Origin of the sequence: Paracoccus sp. (in: a-proteobacteria), from assembly GCF_046289755.1 — a bacterium.
Lineage (GTDB): Bacteria > Pseudomonadota > Alphaproteobacteria > Rhodobacterales > Rhodobacteraceae > Paracoccus.
The window spans coordinates 1-16975 of sequence record NZ_JBKBVD010000065.1 but is presented as its reverse complement, the minus strand read 5'-3'; the positions used below and the strand labels follow the sequence as shown (position 1 = coordinate 16975).

The window sequence follows — 16975 nt, the reverse complement described above, 5'->3', positions numbered from 1 at the left end:
ACCGATTTCAGATCGTCGAGAGTTTTGATGTCTTCGGCCATGATCATGCGCTCCGGGTGTTTTTCTTGTTCAGGACTTTCACGTCCAGAACCTCGGGCTGCTGGGCCTCATGCGGATGCTCGGCGCTGGCATAGACGCGCAGATTGGTCATCTGCTGCTTGCCCAGCTTGTTGCGGCTGATCATCCGCTCGACGGCCTTGATCACCACGCGCTCGGGATGGGCGCTTTCCAGGATCTGGCGGGCAGTCCGGTGCTTGATGCCGCCCGGATGGCCGGTGTGCCAGTAGTATTTCTTGTCGTCACGCTTGTTGCCGGTCATCTGCACCTTGTCGGCGTTGATGATGATGACATTGTCGCCCATATCCATGTGCGGCGTGAAGGTGGGCTTGTGCTTGCCGCGCAGGCGGCTGGCGACGATCGTGGCGAGGCGGCCCAGAACGACGCCCTCGGCGTCGATCAGGATCCACTTCTTCTCGATCTCCGCCGGTTTCGCGGTATAGGTCTTCATTGGTCGTCCCCTTCAGGGTCGTGTGTATTCGAGATATGCGTATATCCGGCAGGAGGCCGCGCAGGTCAAGCCAGCACCCCCTGAATAAATCGTTCAGAATCATTGCTCTATAAATTAGGTATTTAAATACCTTACTCCAGAACCCCGGAAACCTGCTCTTTCGGCGGAATCGAATAGGTCATGGAACAGCGCGCGACCGCGTCCTGCGCGCCCTCCGACCGGATCAGGGCCTCCGCGACCGCCAGACTGCGGCCCAGCTTCAGCAACCGGCACTCGGCCAGCAGATCGCGCCCCGCCGCAGGCTTGCGCATGAAGTCGATCGAGGCATTGGTCGTCACCGCCAGCGCAACAGGCCCGATCCGCGACAGGATCGTGCAGTAGATCGCCAGATCCGCCAGCGCGAACATGGACGGCCCGCTGACCGTGCCGCCGGGCCGCAGATGCGTCTCATCCACGACCAGCCGGGCGATCAGCCGCGCCTCATCCGCGGCCTCGACTCGGTAGCTGGCTGCAACCTGCGGAAACTCCGTGCCCAGAAACGCATTCAGCGCCGCCGCATCCATCCTGATCGTCATGCCGTCTCCCCATGCAGCGCCCGGTCACCCGCTTCTTCTTCACCCAAATATCCTCGGGGGAGTCGCCGGAACGGCGACGGGGGCAGACAGCCCCCTACCCGCGCGCAGCAAGCGCCTCGACCAGACGGACGAAATCCTCGCCGCGCTTCTCGAAATTGGGATACTGATCGAAACTGGCCGCCGCAGGAGCCAGCAGCACCGTCTCGCCCGGCTGCGCCTCGGCGGCGGCGCGGGCGACGGCATCGGACATGGTCTCCAGCACCTCATGCGGCAGCTGCCCGATCTCCAGCGCGAAATCGCGGGCCGAATGGCCGATCAGATAGGCCTTGGTGACCTGGCCCAGATGCGGCGCCAGCGCGGCGATGCCGCCCTCCTTGCCCAGCCCCCCGGCGATCCAGCGGATCCGCTCAAAGGCCTGCAGCGCCTTGGCGGCGGCATCGGTATTGGTGGCCTTGGAATCGTTGACATAGCGCACGCCGCCGATCTCGGCGACCAGCTGGCTGCGATGCGGCAGACCCTTGAAGCTGTGAAACGCCGCCTCGATCTCGCGCGGGGAAATGCCCACCGCGCGGCAGGCGGCATAGGCGGCGCAGGCGTTCTGATGGTTATGCGCGCCGGGCAGACCCGGCACCGCGCGCAGGTCGATGGACCCCGCCTGCCGCCCCTTGCGATATTCCGACAGGAACCCCTTGCGGGCAAAGACCGACCAGGCCGTCTGATCCAGCTTTTGCCCGGACGAGATGCGGATCACCCGGTCATCTGCGGGGCCCATGGCCAGTTGATTGGCCAGATAGCCCCCCTCGGCCTCATCCACACCGATCACGGCGCGGTCGGGGCCGCCCTCGGCGAAGAGCCGGCGCTTGGCGGCGAAATAGCCGCCAAGGCCCGCATGGCGGTCCAGATGATCCGGCGACAGGTTGGTGAACACCGCGACATCGGGGGTCAGGGCGCGGGCAAGGTCGGTCTGATAGCTCGACAGTTCCAGCACCATCACCTCAGCGTCGATCGCGGGTTCCAGCGACAGAACGCCGGTGCCGATATTGCCGCCCATCTGCGCGGGGCGCCCGGTTTCGGTCAGGATATGGTGGATCAGTGCGGTCGTGGTCGATTTGCCGTTGGACCCGGTCACCGCGATCACGCGGGGGGCGCGGTCGAACTGATCCCAGTCCGGCGTCGCATAGCTGCGAAAGAACAGGCCGATGTCATTGTCGACCGGCACGCCGCGCGCATAGGCCGCGGCAATCACCGGATGCGGGCGGGGATAGAGATGCGGGATGCCGGGGCTGACGATCAGCGCGGCCACCCCGGACCAGGCCGCATCGCGGGACAGGTCGACGATGTCGATCCCTTCCGCCCCGGCGGTCTCGCGGGTGTCCTGACCGTCATCCCAGGCGATGACCCGCGCGCCGCCCGCCGCCAGCGCGGCCACCGTGGCCCGGCCCGAGCGGCCAAGGCCCAGAACGGCGATGGTCTGGTGTTCGACGCCTTGGACGGGAATCATGGGCGGGTTTCCTTTTATTGACAGGTCGGGCGCGACCGGGAGGCCGGGGGCTGTCTGCCCCCGGACCCCCGAGGATATTTGACGACCAAAGCAAAGATCAGCGCAGCTTGAGTGTGGCAAGGCCGATCAGCGCCAGGATCAGGGCGATGATCCAGAAGCGGATCACGATCTGCGCCTCGCCCCAGCCCTTTTTCTCGAAATGGTGGTGGATCGGCGCCATCAGGAAGACGCGTTTGCCGGTGCGTTTGAAATACAGCACCTGAATGATGACCGACATGGCCTCGACCACGAAGAGGCCGCCGACGATGGCCAGGACGATCTCGTGCTTGGTCACGACCGCGATGGCGCCAAGCGCGCCGCCGAGGGCCAGGCTGCCGGTATCGCCCATGAAGACCGCCGCCGGGGGGGCGTTATACCACAGGAACCCAAGGCCGCCGCCGATCAGGGCCGCGACGAAGATCAGGATCTCGCCGGTGCCGGGGACGTGGTGGACGCCCAGATATTCGGTGAAATCGACGCGCCCGACCGTATAGGCGATGACGCCAAGCGTGCCCGCCGCGATCATCACCGGCATGATCGCCAGCCCGTCCAGCCCGTCGGTCAGGTTCACCGCATTGGCCGAGCCCACGATCACGATCATCGCAAAGGGCACGAACATCCAGCCCAGATTGACCAGCACATCCTTGAAGACCGGCAGCGCCAGCTGGAGGGTCAGCCCCTCGGGGTGCAGCATGGCCGCCGCCACCGCCGCCGCCGCCGCGATCAGCAGCCCCAGCCCCATGCGGATGCGCGAACTGACGCCCTTGGTGTTGTGCTTGGTCACCTTGGCGTAATCGTCGGCGAATCCGATCGCCGCAAAGCCCGCCGTCACCAGCAGCACGATCCAGACATAGCCATTGTCCAGCCGCGCCCAGAGCAGGGTCGAGACCAGCAGCGCCGACAGGATCAGGATGCCGCCCATCGTGGGCGTGCCCGCCTTGGACAGATGGCTTGCGGGGCCGTCATCGCGGATCGGCTGGCCCTTTTTCTGCACCCGCCGCAGGTAGCTGATCATCGGCCCGCCAAAGATGAAACCGAAGAACAGCGCCGTGAAGAAGGCCGCACCGGCGCGAAAGGTGATGTAGCGGAACAGGTTGAAGATGTCCCCGCCCTCGGACAGGCTGCTGAGCCAATAGAGCATGGCGTTATTCCTTGTCTTGGGCGGCGTGCGCGCGCAGCGCGTCCACAACCGCCGAAATCTGCGAGGACTTCGAGCCCTTCACCAGAACGATGTCTCCGGGCGCTGTCAGCCGCGCCGCCTGCGCCGCCAGCCCCGCAGCCGTCTCGGCCCAGAGGCCCCGGCGCGTCTCGGGCAGCGCCTGATGCAGGTGGTGCATCCGTGGCCCGGCGCTGTGGACCAGATCGACCGAGGCCATCGCCGGGTCAGAGGCCAGCGCCATATGCAGCGCCAGTTCTTCGTCGCCCAGTTCCAGCATGTCGCCCAGCACCGCCACCCGGCGCCCGCCGGTCAGCCCGGCCAGCATCGCCAGCCCCGCCGACATCGAGGCCGGGTTGGCGTTGAAGCTGTCGTCGATCAGGCGGATCGCGCCCAGAGCCTGAACCGCGCCGCGCCCGCGGGCGGGCTGCCAGTCGCCCAAAGCCCGCGCGGCCTGCGCCAGATCGGCGCCGGCCGCGGCCAGTGCGGTCAGCACGCCCACCGCATTCATCACGAAATGCTGCCCGGTCGTGGCCAGCGTGAAGCTGACCGTCTCGCCCAGAATGCGGGCGTGGCAGGACAGCGCGCCATCGTGAGCCACGGTTTTCAGCGGACGCGACATGCCGTCCTTGCCGAAACCGACCACGACCGCCCCCGCCGCATCGGCGCAGTCGCGCAGGATCTGGGTCACGGGCAGGTCTTCGGGCAGGATCGCGGTGCCGACAGGCTCCAGCCCCTGAAAAATTGCGCCCTTTTCGCGGGCGATGCCGTCGATGGCGCCGAAGGCCTCCAGATGGGCGGCGCCGACCGTGGTGATCAGCGCCACATGCGGGCGGGCCATGCGGGCCAGCGGCGCGATCTCTCCGGGGTGGCTCATGCCGATCTCGATGATCGCGACATCGGTCTCGGCGGGCATCCGCGCCAGCGTCAGCGGCACGCCCCAATGGTTGTTATAGCTGGCCTCGGCGGCATGGATCCGGCCCTGCCCGGCCAAAGCCGCCCGCGCCATATCCTTGGTCGAGGTCTTGCCGACCGAGCCGGTGATGGCGATCACGCGCCCGCCCATCCGGGCGCGGCCCGCGCGGCCAAGCGCCTCAAGCCCCGCCAGCACATCCGCCACGATCAGCAGTGGCGCATCGGCGGCCACGCCCTCGGGGATGCGGCTGACCAGCGCGGCGGCGGCCCCGGCGGCCAGCGCCTGCGCCACGAAATCATGCCCGTCGCGCGCGGCCTGCAGGGCCACGAACAGATCGCCGGGCCGGATCGTGCGCGTGTCGATCGACACACCCGTCGCGGCCCAACCGCCCTGTGCGCGGCCAGCCGTGGCGGCAGCGGCATTGGCCGCAGTCCACAGCACGGTCATATCACGCCGTCCAGCGCCGCGACCGCGACCGAGGCCTGTTCGGCGTCGTCAAAGGGATAGACATCGCTGCCGATGATCTGGCCCGTCTCATGCCCCTTGCCCGCGATCAGCAGCGCGTCGCCCGGTTGCAGCGCATCGACGCCGCGCAGGATCGCCTCGGCCCGGTCGGCCACCTCGCGGGCCTCGGGGCCGGCGCCCTCCAGCACGGCGGCGCGGATCAGGGCGGGGTCTTCGCTGCGGGGGTTGTCGTCGGTGACGATGACATGATCGGCATAGAGGCGCGCAGCCTCGCCCATCAGCGGGCGCTTGCCCCGGTCGCGGTCGCCGCCCGCGCCGATCACGCAGATGATCCGCCCCATCACATGCGGGCGCAGCGATTGCAGCGCCGCGATCACCGCGCCGGGCTTGTGCGCGTAATCGACAAACACCGCCGCGCCATTGGCGCGCTGCGCGGCCAGCTGCATCCGTCCGCGCACGGTCGAAAGCTGCGGCAGCACGCCGATGATCGCATCCGCCGCGCAGCCCGAGGCCAGGCACAGCCCCATCGCGGCCAGCACATTCTCGGCCTGAAAGCCGCCGATCAGCGGCAGACGGACCAGATGCGCCTGCCCCATCACCGAAAAGCGCAGATCCTGCCCAGTCGCATCGAACCGCTGGCCCAGAATCCGCAGCATCGCTCCGTCGGCCTGCCCCACCGTGGTCAGCGCAAGCCCCCGGTCGGTGGCAATATCGGCCATCTGACGCCCGCGCAGACTGTCGGTGTTGATGACCGCCGCGGCACCTTCCTGAAGGATATGGTTGAACAGCAGGGCCTTGGCGGCGAAATAGGCGTCGAAATCGGCGTGGTAGTCCAGATGATCCTGGCTGAGATTGGTAAACGCCGCAGCCTCGATCCGCACCCCGTCAAGGCGGCGCTGGTCCAGACCGTGCGACGATGCCTCCATCGCGGCATGGGTGACGCCCGCCTGCGCGGCCTCGGCCAGAACGCGGTGCAGGGTCAGGGAATCGGGCGTGGTATGGGCCAGTTTGGCGTGGAAATCGCCCTCGACCCCCATCGTGCCAAGGCTGATCGCGCTGAGGCCCAACGCCTGCCAGATCTGGCGGGTAAAGCTGGCGACGCTGGTCTTGCCGCTGGTGCCGGTGACGGCGACGGTATGGGCGGGCTGATCGCGGAACCACAGGGCGGCGGCCCCGGCAAGGGCTGCGCGCGCATCCTCGGCCACGACCAGCGCACCGTCCCAGCCCGCCAGCGCGTCCGCCGCGATCTCGGCGCCCTTGCGGTCGGTCAGCACGGCGCCGGCCTGCATGCGGATCGCATAGGTGATGAATTCGGCCCCGTGGACCGCCGATCCGGGCAAGGCCGCGAACAGATGGCCGGGCCGGACCGTGCGGCTGTCCAGCGACAGGCCCGTGATGACCGGGTCGCGCCCGTCCCTTGAGCGCAGCCCCAGCTGCGTCAGCGTTACCTTGCCCTGATCCACCTCAACCACCCGTCATTGATTTGCGACGAGCCTTACCCCAGCCTCTTCGCCGGGTTCAACACGCGGCTGAAAGCGCGGCGCGATCGTCGGCAGGATTTCGTCGGTTTTCGGCTCCAGCCCCAGCAGCGGGCCGATCCGGCGCACCAGTTCGGCGGCGACCGGCACGGCAGTCGTGCCCGCCGTGCGGCTTTCCACGCCATTGGCGTTGCGGCTGGTCGGCTCGTCCAGCGCGACGATCAGCACATATTCGGGGTCGCTGGCCGGAAACACGGCGGCAAAGGCCGCGATCACCCGGTTCTTGTAATACCCCCCGGACGAGCGGGGCTTGTCGGCGGTGCCGGTCTTGCCCGCGATCTCGTATCCGGGCACCTCGGCGCCGCGCGCGGTGCCGCGCGTCACCACCTGCCGCAGCATGTCCACCGCCATGGCGGCGGCGCGGGGCGACAGCACCTGCTCACCCTCGGGGCGCTGACGGCCATGCACCAGCGTGGGCGAAACGACCCGCCCGCCATTGGCAATCGTCGCATAGGCCGCCGCCAGATGCAGCGGGCTGGCCGCCAGACCGTGACCAAAGCTGACCGTGGCCGAGGTGACGGCGGGCCAGCGTTGCGGCACGATCGGCTGGCCGGTCGGCGCCTCGACCATCTCGACCGAGGTGGGCGCGAACATGCCCAGCTTTTCCAGAAAATCCTTCTGCCGCTCGACACCGATCATCTGCGCGATCCGCACGGTCGCCACGTTCGAGGATTTCACGATGACATCGGTGACGCTCAGCTCGCGGCCATAATTGTGGAAATCGTTGATCAGAAAGCGCCCGATCCGCATCGGCGCCGCCGCATTGATGCCGGTCGAGGGGTTGACCAGCCCCAGATCCAGCGCCTGCGCGACAGGGAATATCTTGAAGGTCGAGCCCAGCTCGTATTGCCCCTGCACCGCGCGGTTGAACAGCGGGCTGTCCGAGGGCTCGCCGGTCAGCAGCGGACGCGGGCGGTCATTGGGGTCGAAATCGGGCAGGCTGGCCATGGCGACGATCTCGCCGGTCTTGACCTCCATCAGAATGCCGGTCGCGCCCTTGGCGTTCATGACGTTCATGCCGGTCCACAGCACATCCTCCATCGCCTGCTGCACGGTCAGGTCGATCGACAGGGCCAGCGGCGCGCCGTCATTGGCCGGATCGCGCAGCCAGGCGTCAAAGGCCTTCTCGACCCCCGCGACGCCGATCACCTCGGCGCTGTTCACCCCCTCATTGCCGAACCCCGAGCCGCCGAGGATATGGCTGGCCACATCGCCATTGGGATAGACGCGCATCTCGCGCGGGCCGAACAGCAGCCCCGGCTCGCCCAGATCATGGACGGCCTGCATCTGTTCGGGGCTGATCTTGCGCTTGATCCACATGAACTTGCGGCCGTCGGTGAACATGCGGGTCAGCCGCTCGGCATCCAGATCGGGAAAGATCCGCGCCAGACCCTGCGCGGCGCCGGCCGGATCGACCATCTGATGCGGATGGGCATAGACCGAATGCGTCAGCAGGTTGGTGGCCAGCACCCGGCCCCGCCGGTCGGTAATGTCGGCGCGCTGCGACATGATCTGCGCCGACAGCACCTCGGCGCGCGGCTCGGAGGGCTGGCTGGAGGCCAGCGCCCCCATGCGCACCCCCACCGTGGCAAAGGCCATGGCAAACAGCCCCGCCATCAGCACCAGCCGCCCCTCGGCGCGGCGATGGGCGCGGGCCTGGATCTCTTCATGGCGGCGGCGGCGGTTCTCGGCCTCGATGTCATCGGGGTTTTCGCCGCGTTCGCGGGCACGAAGAATGCGGGCCAGAGGGCGCAGAGGCGTGCGGATCATGGCTGAGACTCCGTTTCGGTTTCATCGTCAGATTCGGGCGGCGGCGGCGGTTTGGGATAGTCGATATGGCGCAGGTCCAGCACCTGCCCCGATTCGACCGGCACCAGCTGCAACCGCTCGAAATTCAGATCGACCAGTTCGCGCAGGCGTTCGGGCCGGTTCAGATAGGCCCATTCGGCCCGCAGAATGCCCAGCTCGTCGCGCAGGCCCGCAATCTCGCGGCGCAGTTGCGACATCTCGCCCATCGCCGCCTGCGTCGCGTAATTCTCGCGATAGGCCCAGAAGGCCAGCCCCATCACCAGAAACACGCAACCCAGATAGGTCAGCGACCGCATCAGCGCGCCCCCCGTCCCGGCCGCGTTCCGGCCTTCGCCCCCGGCAGTTGCGGCATCGCCAATGCGCCCGCATCCACCGTGCCCGCAGGCGCATCCGTCCGCACCCCCACCCGCAGCAAGGCCGAGCGCGCACGCGGGTTGCCGTCCAGCTCGTCGTCATCGGCGCCGATCGCGCGGCGGAACGGCAGCGTGAAGGCGGGTGCCACCTCGGCCTGCACCGGCGCATAGCGGTTGCCGCCGCCGCCCGCATCGGCGCGCGCCTGCAGGAAGCGCTTGACGATCCGGTCCTCCAGCGAATGAAAGCTGACCACCGCCAGCTTGCCGCCCGGCTTCAGCGCCCGTTCCGCCGCCGACAGCCCCGCGACCAGCTGGCCGAATTCGTCATTCACCCAGATGCGGATCGCCTGAAAGCTGCGCGTCGCCGGATGGCTCTGGTTCGGCTTGGGGCGCGGCAGACAGCCCGCCACGATCTGGGCCAGTTCGGCAGTGCGCGACAGCGGCCGCGCCGCGACAATCGCCCGCGCAATCCGCCGCGCCGCGCGCTCTTCGCCGTAATGATACAGCACATCCGCGATCTCGGCCTCATCCGCGCTGTTCAGCAGGTCGGCGGCCGAGGGCACATCGCCGCCCATCCGCATGTCCAGCGGCCCGTCGCGCATGAAGGAAAACCCCCGCTCGGCCTGATCCAGCTGCATCGAACTGACGCCCAGATCCAGCACCACCCCGTCCAGCGGCTGACCGGCCAGCCGGTCCAGATCCGAAAACGTGCCCTCGACCAGCCGCAGCCGGTCGCCAAAGGGCGCCGCCCAGTCTGCGGCCATCCGGAACACGCTGGGATCGCGGTCGATGCCGATGACCTGCGCCGCGCCCGCCGCCAGCAGCCCGCGCGCATAGCCGCCCGCACCAAAGGTGCCATCGGCCCAGACGCCCGAGACGGGTTCGACCGCCCTGAGCAGCGGATTCAGCAGAACGGGAATATGCGGGTCAGCCACGGGCTACCCCTCGCCCTGCTGTTGGGCGCCCGACCGTTGCAGGAAGGCGCGCGGATCGAAATCGGGGCCATGGCTGGCGGCGAAATCCTCCAGCGCCTGCACATCCTTGGGGCGTTCGTCGGGGTGATAGACCTGCACATAGTCGCCGCGCGATTCGAACACCGTCTCGGTGCCCTCGGCAAAGCCCAGCTTTTCGCGCAGCTTCAGCGGCAGGACCAGACGCCCCTCGCGGTCGATCTCAAGGTCGGTGGATTGTCCGTTCATCAGCAGCTCCAGCCAGCGGCGTTCCTGGCTGCCGCGCGGCAGGCGGTCGATCTGTTCGTCGATCTCTTCGATGGCCTCGATGCTGTACAGCTCGATCCAGTTCCACCAGTCGGGGCCATAGACGGCGACAAGCTGCGTGCGACCGGCGCTGGACGAGGTGAATCCGGGGTCGCCCGCGTCGAACACGCGCCGCAGCCGGGCGGGAATCGACATGCGACCCTTGCCATCGACCTTGACCTGTTCGGTGCCCCTGAACTTACGCGCCACGTGGTGCCGCCCCTCACTGTCCCGTTTCTTTCGCCCCAGAACGCACCGCCCGCAGACGGACCCCTGAAAGAGAAAGGGCGGATCGGGCCGCTGCCACTGCCCGATCCGCCGCCCTCGTTCCCGTTACCGGGCCCCTTTACGGGGTTTGGTTGTCCGCCCTGTCACGCGCCACCCTGGGGGAGGTGCTGCTCGCACGCGCGGGCGGATCACTATTGGAAAACGGATGCCTGTATGAAGCCTGCTTCGCCTTCGCCGGGGTCTTCCGCCCCGTACTTACTGCCCGTTTTCGTGAGTTCGTTGTCGCATGGGAATTTACGGGAAGCAACGGAATTCTTCCCCTTGCACCTGTGCGGAAAATTCTGTCGGGCCACGCAGATGACTGCCGAATCCGCATGCAAAACCGCATTTTCGTCAATGTGTATGCGCAGAACCCGCCAAAGCCACTAGATCTGGGGGAATAACCCGCGTAGCAGAAAACCGCCTGCTGCGGCACAGGCGCCACGATTCGCCGACAGTCAAGCAGAATGCGCAGAATTCCGCCGCCGATCTTGCAGCAGATGCTCACGTCGAATCACGGCAGCGAGAGGTGTCTGGCGCTCATTCCCGTGCATTCCCTGACGTCCCGCGAATTCCCGTCACCGGGTCGCGCGGTCAGGCCATGCCCCCGGCGATCAGCCGGTCGGCCAGATGCGCAAAGGCGTCCGAGGTCGCGCCCTCACCCAGCGCGACCGGGCGCCCCGAATCCCCCGCCAGCCGCGTCTCCAGTTCCAGCGGCAGCGCTCCCAGAAAGGGCAACCCCAGCGCCTGCGCTTCGGCTGCCACGCCGCCATGACCGAACAGATGTGCCTCGTGACCGCATTTGGGGCAAATATAAGTCGACATGTTCTCGATCAGGCCCAGCACCGGGGTTTTCAGCTTGCCGAACATGTCGATGGCGCGGCGCGCATCCAGCAGCGCCACGTCCTGCGGGGTCGAGACGATGATCGCCCCCGTCACCGGCGCCTTCTGGCACAACGACAGCTGCACATCGCCCGTGCCCGGCGGCAGGTCGATCAGCAGCACGTCCAGCTCGCCCCAGTTCACCTGCTGCAGCATCTGCTGCATCGCGCCCATCAGCATCGGGCCGCGCCAGACGACCGCCTCGCCCTCTTTCAGCATCAGCCCGATCGACATGACCGTGACACCATGCGCGTGCAGCGGCTCGATCCGCTGCCCGTCCGGGCTGGCGGGCCGTCCGGTGATCCCCATCATGCGCGGCTGCGAGGGTCCGTATATATCAGCGTCCAGCAGCCCGACCTTGCGCCCTGCCCGCGCCAGCGCCACCGCAAGGTTCGAGGTGACGGTGGATTTCCCCACGCCGCCCTTGCCCGAACCGATGGCAAGGATATGGCGCACTCCGGGGATCGCCTGCGGCCCGGCCTGCGGCTTCGCATGCCCGCCGATCTTCAGCGAGGGCGCCGCCTGCGCCGCAGCCGGTGCGGTCATGACGATCTGCACGTCGCGCACATCGGGCAGGCGCAGCAGCCGGGCGCGCGCCTCGGCCTCGACCGGGGCCATGGCGCGGGCGGCCTGCGCATCCGCCACCTCCAGCACGAATCGCACCACCCCGGATTCGACCGTGACGGCCCGGATCAGGTCCGCCTGACCAAGCGATCCGCCCTGTGGCAAGCCGATATCGGCGATTTCCTTAAGGACATCTTCGCGGGTGTTCGACATGTGACGCTTCCGTGACTGTTTCGGCGCGCAGCATGACCCATGGCGGGCACGGCCTCAATGCCCCCTGCGACAATGCGCCCAAAGCCCTGCTAAGCGCCTTCAATCCTTGGGATTTTGCGGTCGCGGCGTTACCGTTAACGAATGTAACGGTTCAATATTGTGTCATGTTATCAGCGCCGAAATCCAGAATAGGTCAGCCTTAGTCATGCATTTGCTGCATGGCAGCATTCCCAAACCGTGCGTTGTGCAAACGCGGCAGAAGGTCCATCTTCAATCCAACGAAAGGCGCCGGGCCAATCCGGGAACGGCACCAGACGAGACGAAAGGAAACGACCATGGCTGTTATCGCTCATGCTCTGAACACCACCGCCGACGCTGGCCTGCGTGGCCGCCTGTTCGGCGCGATCCAGCGGATGCAGGAAAACCGCGCACGCCGCGCAGTCTACCGCCAGACGGTCCGTGAACTCAATGCCCTCACCACCCGCGATCTTGACGATCTGGGGATCAATCGCTCGATGATCACCCGTCTGGCTCAGGAAGCGGCCTGGGGCGCAGCGAAGTAAAAGACATTCCCATTCCGACGGCCCCTCCTCCTCCCTGGGCCCCCGGAACGGCGGCATCCCCCCTCCTCCTCCCTGGGGATGCCGCCCAAAGACAGCGCCGGGACCGAACCTCCTCCCTCAGGTTCTGGCGCCAGGCGGCGGCCCCCTCCTCCTCCCCGGGGTCGCCGCACAAAGAACATAGCCGCCCCATTTGCGGCAACCGGATGCGCAGAGGTCCTCCTCCTCCCTCAGATCTTTGCGCGCGGTTTAGGCCTCTCCTCCTCCCCGGCCCGAACCGCACCCTTACGCGGCCCCTCCTCCTCCCTGGGCCAGCGTTTGGCGGCGACCCCCTCCTCCTCCCTGGGTCGCCGCCGTCCTCATAGCCGCCCCATCTGCGGCAACCCGATGTGCAGGGGATCCTCCTCCTCCCTGATCCCCTGTGCGCGGTTCTGGCCCCTCCTCCTCCCTGGCCGAACCGCACTTAAACGCGGCCCCTCCCTCCTCCCTGGGCCAGCGTTCAGCGGCGGCATCCCCCTCCTCCTCCCTGGGATGCCGCCGCGTTTCGCTTTACCCCCCACCGGAACCGCATTCCCCTGCAACAGTCAGAGGGCCCCGCGCGGATTGACGCTTTCCCGCCGCCCGCAGCCGCGCTAAAGCGGGCCATGCTGTCATATCAACACGCCTATCACGCCGGAAACCTCGCCGATCTGCACAAGCACGCGCTGCTTGCGACGGCGCTGGATTACCTGACGCGGAAAGACAAACCCCTCACCTATCTGGAAACCCATGCCGGGCGCGGCCTCTACCGGCTGGACAGCCCCGAGGCCGCCCGCACCGGCGAGGCCCTCGCCGGCATCCGCCGCGCACTGGCCGAGGGCTGGCTGCCTGCCGATCACCCGCTGATCCGGGCGCTGGACGCGATCCGCGCCGTGCGCGGCCCGCTGGCCTATCCCGGATCGCCACTGATCGCCGCCCATTTCCTGCGATTCGAGGACCGCGCCCAGCTGGCCGAGCTGCACCCGGCCGAATATGCCGCGCTGCGCGATGTCGCGGGATTCGCCGCCCTGCACCACCGCGACGGGTTCGAGATGGCGCAGGCCCTGTGCCCGCCGACCCCGCGCCGGGGCATGCTGCTGATCGACCCCAGCTACGAGGTCAAATCCGACTATGCCACGATTCCCCGCCAGATCGGCCTGATCGCGCGCAAATGGAACGTGGGCGTGATAGCGCTGTGGTATCCGATCCTGACCGACAACCGGCATCTGGAGATGACCGCCGAACTGCGCGGCGCCCATCCCGACGCGCTGTCCTCCGAGGTCCGCTTTGCGCCGCTGCGCGAGGGGCACGCGATGGCGGGCTCGGGCATGTTCATCCTCAACCCGCCCTGGGGCCTGACCGATGAGGCCGCGCGCCTGCACGACCTTTTCGCCGCGCATCGGTAGTCGCGGGGGATTCCCCGCCCGCCCCCGCTATGGCATATTCGGCCGCATCTCCGGCGCCGCAACAAGGTGAATGCCATGTCCCAACGCCTGTCCATCGGCGCCACCGTCTTCATCATCCTGACCGGCGCGCTTGGCCTCTATTTCGCCTTTGCCGCCGTGCAGGGGCCCTCGGGCATCCTGCGCCGCATCCAGCTTGAATCCGAGATGGCCGAGCTGGAGGACCAGCGCGAGGCGCTGCGCACCGAGGTCACGCAGATGCAGAACCTGACCCGCCGCCTGTCCGACGATTACCTCGATCTGGACCTGCTGGACGAACGGGCACGCGACGTGCTGGGGCTGATCCGCGCCGACGAAATCATCCTGCACTAGGGGCGCGCGGCCAGCGGGATTGCACGCCTGCGGGGGATGCGCTACGGATAGTTTAACGCTGAACTATTCCGACCACGCTCCAGGAGGATGTGCCGCATGGCCAGGAAACCAAGCCCCACGGAGGCGCCCTCGAACGTCTCCAAGGATGAGCTGCTGCAATATTACCGTGACATGCTGCTGATCCGCAGATTCGAGGAAAAGGCCGGCCAGCTGTATGGCATGGGTCTGATCGGTGGCTTCTGCCACCTCTATATCGGGCAAGAGGCCGTCGTCGTGGGCCTCGAAGCCTGCGCCAAAGAGGGCGACAAGCGCATCACCAGCTATCGTGACCACGGCCATATGCTGGCCTGCGGCATGGAGGCGCGCGGCGTCATGGCCGAGCTGACCGGCCGTCAGGACGGCTATTCCAAGGGCAAGGGCGGCAGCATGCACATGTTCAGCCGCGAAAAGCATTTCTATGGCGGCCACGGCATCGTGGCGGCACAGGTGCCGCTTGGCGCCGGTCTGGCCTTTGCCGACAAGTATCTGGGCAATGACAATGTCACCTTCACCTATTTCGGTGACGGCGCCGCCAACCAGGGTCAGGTCTACGAGACCTATAACATGGCCGAGCTGTGGGACCTGCCGGTCGTGTTCGTGATCGAGAACAACCAGTATGCCATGGGCATGTCGGTCAAACGCTCGACCAAATCGACCACGCTTTACGGTCGCGGCGAGGCGTTCGGCATTCCCGGCGAACAGGTCGATGGCATGGACGTTCTGGCCGTCAAGGCGGCGGGCGAAAAGGCTGTCGCGCACTGCCGCGCGGGCAAGGGCCCCTATATCCTCGAAGTGATGACCTATCGCTATCGCGGCCACTCGATGTCGGACCCGGCCAAGTATCGCTCGCGCGAAGAGGTCCAGAAGATGCGCGATGAGCGTGACCCGATCGAGAATATCCGCGACCTGCTGCTGACCGGCAGCCACGCGACCGATGACGAGCTGAAGGCGATCGACAAAGAGATCAAGGAAATCGTCAACGATTCGGCCGAATTCGCCAAGGACAGCCCGGAACCCTCGCTCGACGAGCTGTGGACCGACATTTACGCCGCTGAACTGCCGCAGGGCAGCGCCGAAGAAAACGCCTGAGGGGGGTTAGACACATGGCAACCGAAATTCTGATGCCCGCCCTGTCCCCCACGATGGAGGAAGGCACGCTGGCCAAATGGCTGGTCAAAGAGGGTGACGCGGTCAAATCCGGCGACATCCTTGCCGAGATCGAGACCGACAAGGCCACGATGGAATTCGAGGCTGTGGACGAGGGGATCATGGGCAAGATCCTGATCGCCGAGGGCACGCAGGGCGTCGCCGTCAACACCGCCATCGCCATCCTGATCGAAGAGGGCGAATCGGCCGATGCCGCCCCCGCCGCCGCGCCGACCGAAGCGAAATCCGAGGCGCCCGCAGAAAAACCCGCAGAGAAGCCCGCCGACACGCCCGCCGCCTCGGCAGTCGAACAGGTCAGGACACCGCAGCCCGACACCACCCCGGACTGGCCCGAGGGCACCAAAATGAAGACCATGACCGTGCGGGAAGCCCTGCGCGAGGCCATGGCCGAAGAAATGCAGCGCGACGACACCGTGTTCCTGATGGGCGAAGAGGTCGGCGAGTATCAGGGCGCCTACAAGATCAGCCAGGGCCTGCTGGAAACCTTCGGCCCCCGCCGCGTCGTCGATACCCCCATCTCCGAGATCGGCTTTGCCGGCATCGGCACCGGCGCGGCGCTGGCCGGTCTGCGCCCCATCGTCGAGTTTATGACCTTCAACTTCGCCCTGCAGGCGCTGGACCACATCATCAACTCGGCGGCCAAGACGCTTTACATGTCCGGCGGCCAGATGGGTTGCCCGATCGTCTTCCGCGGCCCCAACGGCGCCGCCGCCCGTGTCGGCGCCCAGCACAGCCACGATTTTTCGGCCCTCTATGCCGCGATCCCCGGCCTCAAGGTGGTGATGCCCTACAGCGCAGCCGACGCCAAGGGTCTGCTGAAACAGGCGATCCGCGATCCGAACCCGGTGATCTTCCTGGAAAACGAGATCCTCTATGGCCGCAGCTTCGAGGTGCCGGACCTGCCCGACTACACCGTGCCTTTCGGCAAGGCCCGCATCGCCCGTCAGGGCAGCGACGTGACCATCGTCAGCTTTGGCATCGGCATGTCGCACGCGCTTGAAGCCGCCGAAAAGCTGGCCGCCGACGGGATCGAGGCCGAGGTGATCGACCTGCGCACCCTGCGTCCGCTGGATTATGACAGCATCATCGCCTCGGTGCAGAAGACCAACCGTCTTGTGACCGTCGAAGAGGGCTTCCCGGTCGGCGCCATCGGCAACCACATCTCGGCCTATGTGATGGAACATGCGTTCGACTATCTGGACGCGCCCGTCATCAACTGCACCGGCAAGGACGTGCCCATGCCCTATGCCGCGAACCTTGAAAAGCACGCCCTCATCACCCCGGCCGAGGTGGTCGCGGCGGTGAAAAAAGTCACCTACAAGTAAGGGAGGCAACGCGATGCCCACGGAAATCCTGATGCCCGCGCTGTCCCCC

Annotated in this window: 17 protein-coding genes; 6 read left to right on the top strand and 11 right to left on the bottom strand. The window is 67.0% G+C overall.

All coding sequences use genetic code 11. The annotated features are described in order from the left end of the window. Positions 1-43 precede the first annotated feature (43 nt). From rplM to ACK41U_RS17255, 10 genes are all read right to left on the bottom strand, one after another. A complete protein-coding gene (gene rplM / locus ACK41U_RS17300) occupies positions 44-508 on the bottom strand; it encodes a 50S ribosomal protein L13 (protein WP_409682879.1) in 465 nt (154 codons plus the stop codon). Positions 509-639: 131 nt separating this feature from the next. After that, positions 640-1083: a PaaI family thioesterase gene (locus tag ACK41U_RS17295; protein ID WP_409682876.1), complete on the bottom strand. Its 444-nt coding sequence runs from the start codon at positions 1081-1083 to the stop codon at positions 640-642. A gap of 94 nt (positions 1084-1177) precedes the next feature. Then, the gene (gene murD, locus ACK41U_RS17290) at positions 1178-2584 is read right to left on the bottom strand and encodes a UDP-N-acetylmuramoyl-L-alanine--D-glutamate ligase (protein WP_409682873.1); all 1407 of its coding nucleotides are present in this window, start codon (positions 2582-2584) and stop codon (positions 1178-1180) included. Positions 2585-2681: 97 nt separating this feature from the next. Next, entirely contained in the window at positions 2682-3764 is a 1083-nt protein-coding gene (mraY, locus tag ACK41U_RS17285) for a phospho-N-acetylmuramoyl-pentapeptide-transferase (RefSeq protein ID WP_409682870.1), read from the bottom strand. A 4-nt stretch (positions 3765-3768) separates the two neighbouring features. Then, the gene (gene murF, locus ACK41U_RS17280; protein WP_409682867.1) at positions 3769-5142 is read right to left on the bottom strand and encodes a UDP-N-acetylmuramoyl-tripeptide--D-alanyl-D-alanine ligase; all 1374 of its coding nucleotides are present in this window, start codon (positions 5140-5142) and stop codon (positions 3769-3771) included. After that, positions 5139-6623 carry a UDP-N-acetylmuramoyl-L-alanyl-D-glutamate--2,6-diaminopimelate ligase gene (locus ACK41U_RS17275; RefSeq protein WP_409682882.1) on the bottom strand — a complete coding sequence of 495 codons (1485 nt, stop codon included), beginning with the start codon at positions 6621-6623 and terminating at the stop codon, positions 5139-5141. The genes murF and ACK41U_RS17275 overlap by 4 nt, the downstream gene beginning before the upstream one ends. A gap of 12 nt (positions 6624-6635) precedes the next feature. Continuing rightward, the gene (locus tag ACK41U_RS17270) at positions 6636-8468 is read right to left on the bottom strand and encodes a peptidoglycan D,D-transpeptidase FtsI family protein (protein ID WP_409682864.1); all 1833 of its coding nucleotides are present in this window, start codon (positions 8466-8468) and stop codon (positions 6636-6638) included. Next, positions 8465-8803: a cell division protein FtsL gene (locus ACK41U_RS17265; protein WP_409682861.1), complete on the bottom strand. Its 339-nt coding sequence runs from the start codon at positions 8801-8803 to the stop codon at positions 8465-8467. Before ACK41U_RS17265 ends, ACK41U_RS17270 begins: the two co-directional genes overlap by 4 nt. Then, positions 8803-9795, bottom strand: a complete 993-nt coding sequence (rsmH, locus tag ACK41U_RS17260) for a 16S rRNA (cytosine(1402)-N(4))-methyltransferase RsmH (RefSeq protein WP_409682859.1) — start codon at positions 9793-9795, stop codon at positions 8803-8805. The genes ACK41U_RS17265 and rsmH overlap by 1 nt, the downstream gene beginning before the upstream one ends. A gap of 3 nt (positions 9796-9798) precedes the next feature. Then, on the bottom strand, positions 9799-10326 hold the full coding sequence (locus ACK41U_RS17255; protein ID WP_409682856.1) for a division/cell wall cluster transcriptional repressor MraZ: 528 nt from the start codon (positions 10324-10326) through the stop codon (positions 9799-9801). A 149-nt stretch (positions 10327-10475) separates the two neighbouring features. On the opposite strand from ACK41U_RS17255, the gene ACK41U_RS17250 reads away from it, so the two are divergent. Then, complete coding sequence (locus ACK41U_RS17250; protein ID WP_409682854.1) at positions 10476-10787, top strand: hypothetical protein; 312 nt, start codon at positions 10476-10478, stop codon at positions 10785-10787. 190 nt (positions 10788-10977) lie between these two features. On the opposite strand, the gene ACK41U_RS17245 is transcribed toward ACK41U_RS17250, so the two are convergent. Further along, positions 10978-12042 carry an Mrp/NBP35 family ATP-binding protein gene (locus ACK41U_RS17245; RefSeq protein WP_409682851.1) on the bottom strand — a complete coding sequence of 355 codons (1065 nt, stop codon included), beginning with the start codon at positions 12040-12042 and terminating at the stop codon, positions 10978-10980. 335 nt (positions 12043-12377) lie between these two features. Here ACK41U_RS17245 and ACK41U_RS17240 point away from each other — a divergent pair, with 335 nt between their 5' ends. The 5 genes from ACK41U_RS17240 (at position 12378) to ACK41U_RS17220 (ending at position 16926) form a co-directional block, all read left to right on the top strand. After that, positions 12378-12605, top strand: a complete 228-nt coding sequence (locus ACK41U_RS17240; RefSeq protein WP_409682849.1) for a DUF1127 domain-containing protein — start codon at positions 12378-12380, stop codon at positions 12603-12605. A gap of 641 nt (positions 12606-13246) precedes the next feature. Further along, the gene (locus tag ACK41U_RS17235) at positions 13247-14026 is read left to right on the top strand and encodes a 23S rRNA (adenine(2030)-N(6))-methyltransferase RlmJ (RefSeq protein ID WP_409682846.1); all 780 of its coding nucleotides are present in this window, start codon (positions 13247-13249) and stop codon (positions 14024-14026) included. 75 nt (positions 14027-14101) lie between these two features. Further along, positions 14102-14395 (top strand): FtsB family cell division protein, encoded by a 294-nt coding sequence (locus ACK41U_RS17230; protein ID WP_409682843.1) that lies wholly within the window; start codon positions 14102-14104, stop codon positions 14393-14395. 96 nt (positions 14396-14491) lie between these two features. After that, entirely contained in the window at positions 14492-15523 is a 1032-nt protein-coding gene (gene pdhA / locus ACK41U_RS17225) for a pyruvate dehydrogenase (acetyl-transferring) E1 component subunit alpha (RefSeq protein ID WP_409682840.1), read from the top strand. A gap of 14 nt (positions 15524-15537) precedes the next feature. Then, a complete protein-coding gene (locus ACK41U_RS17220) occupies positions 15538-16926 on the top strand; it encodes a pyruvate dehydrogenase complex E1 component subunit beta (RefSeq protein ID WP_409682837.1) in 1389 nt (462 codons plus the stop codon). The last annotated feature ends 49 nt before the right edge of the window (positions 16927-16975 follow it).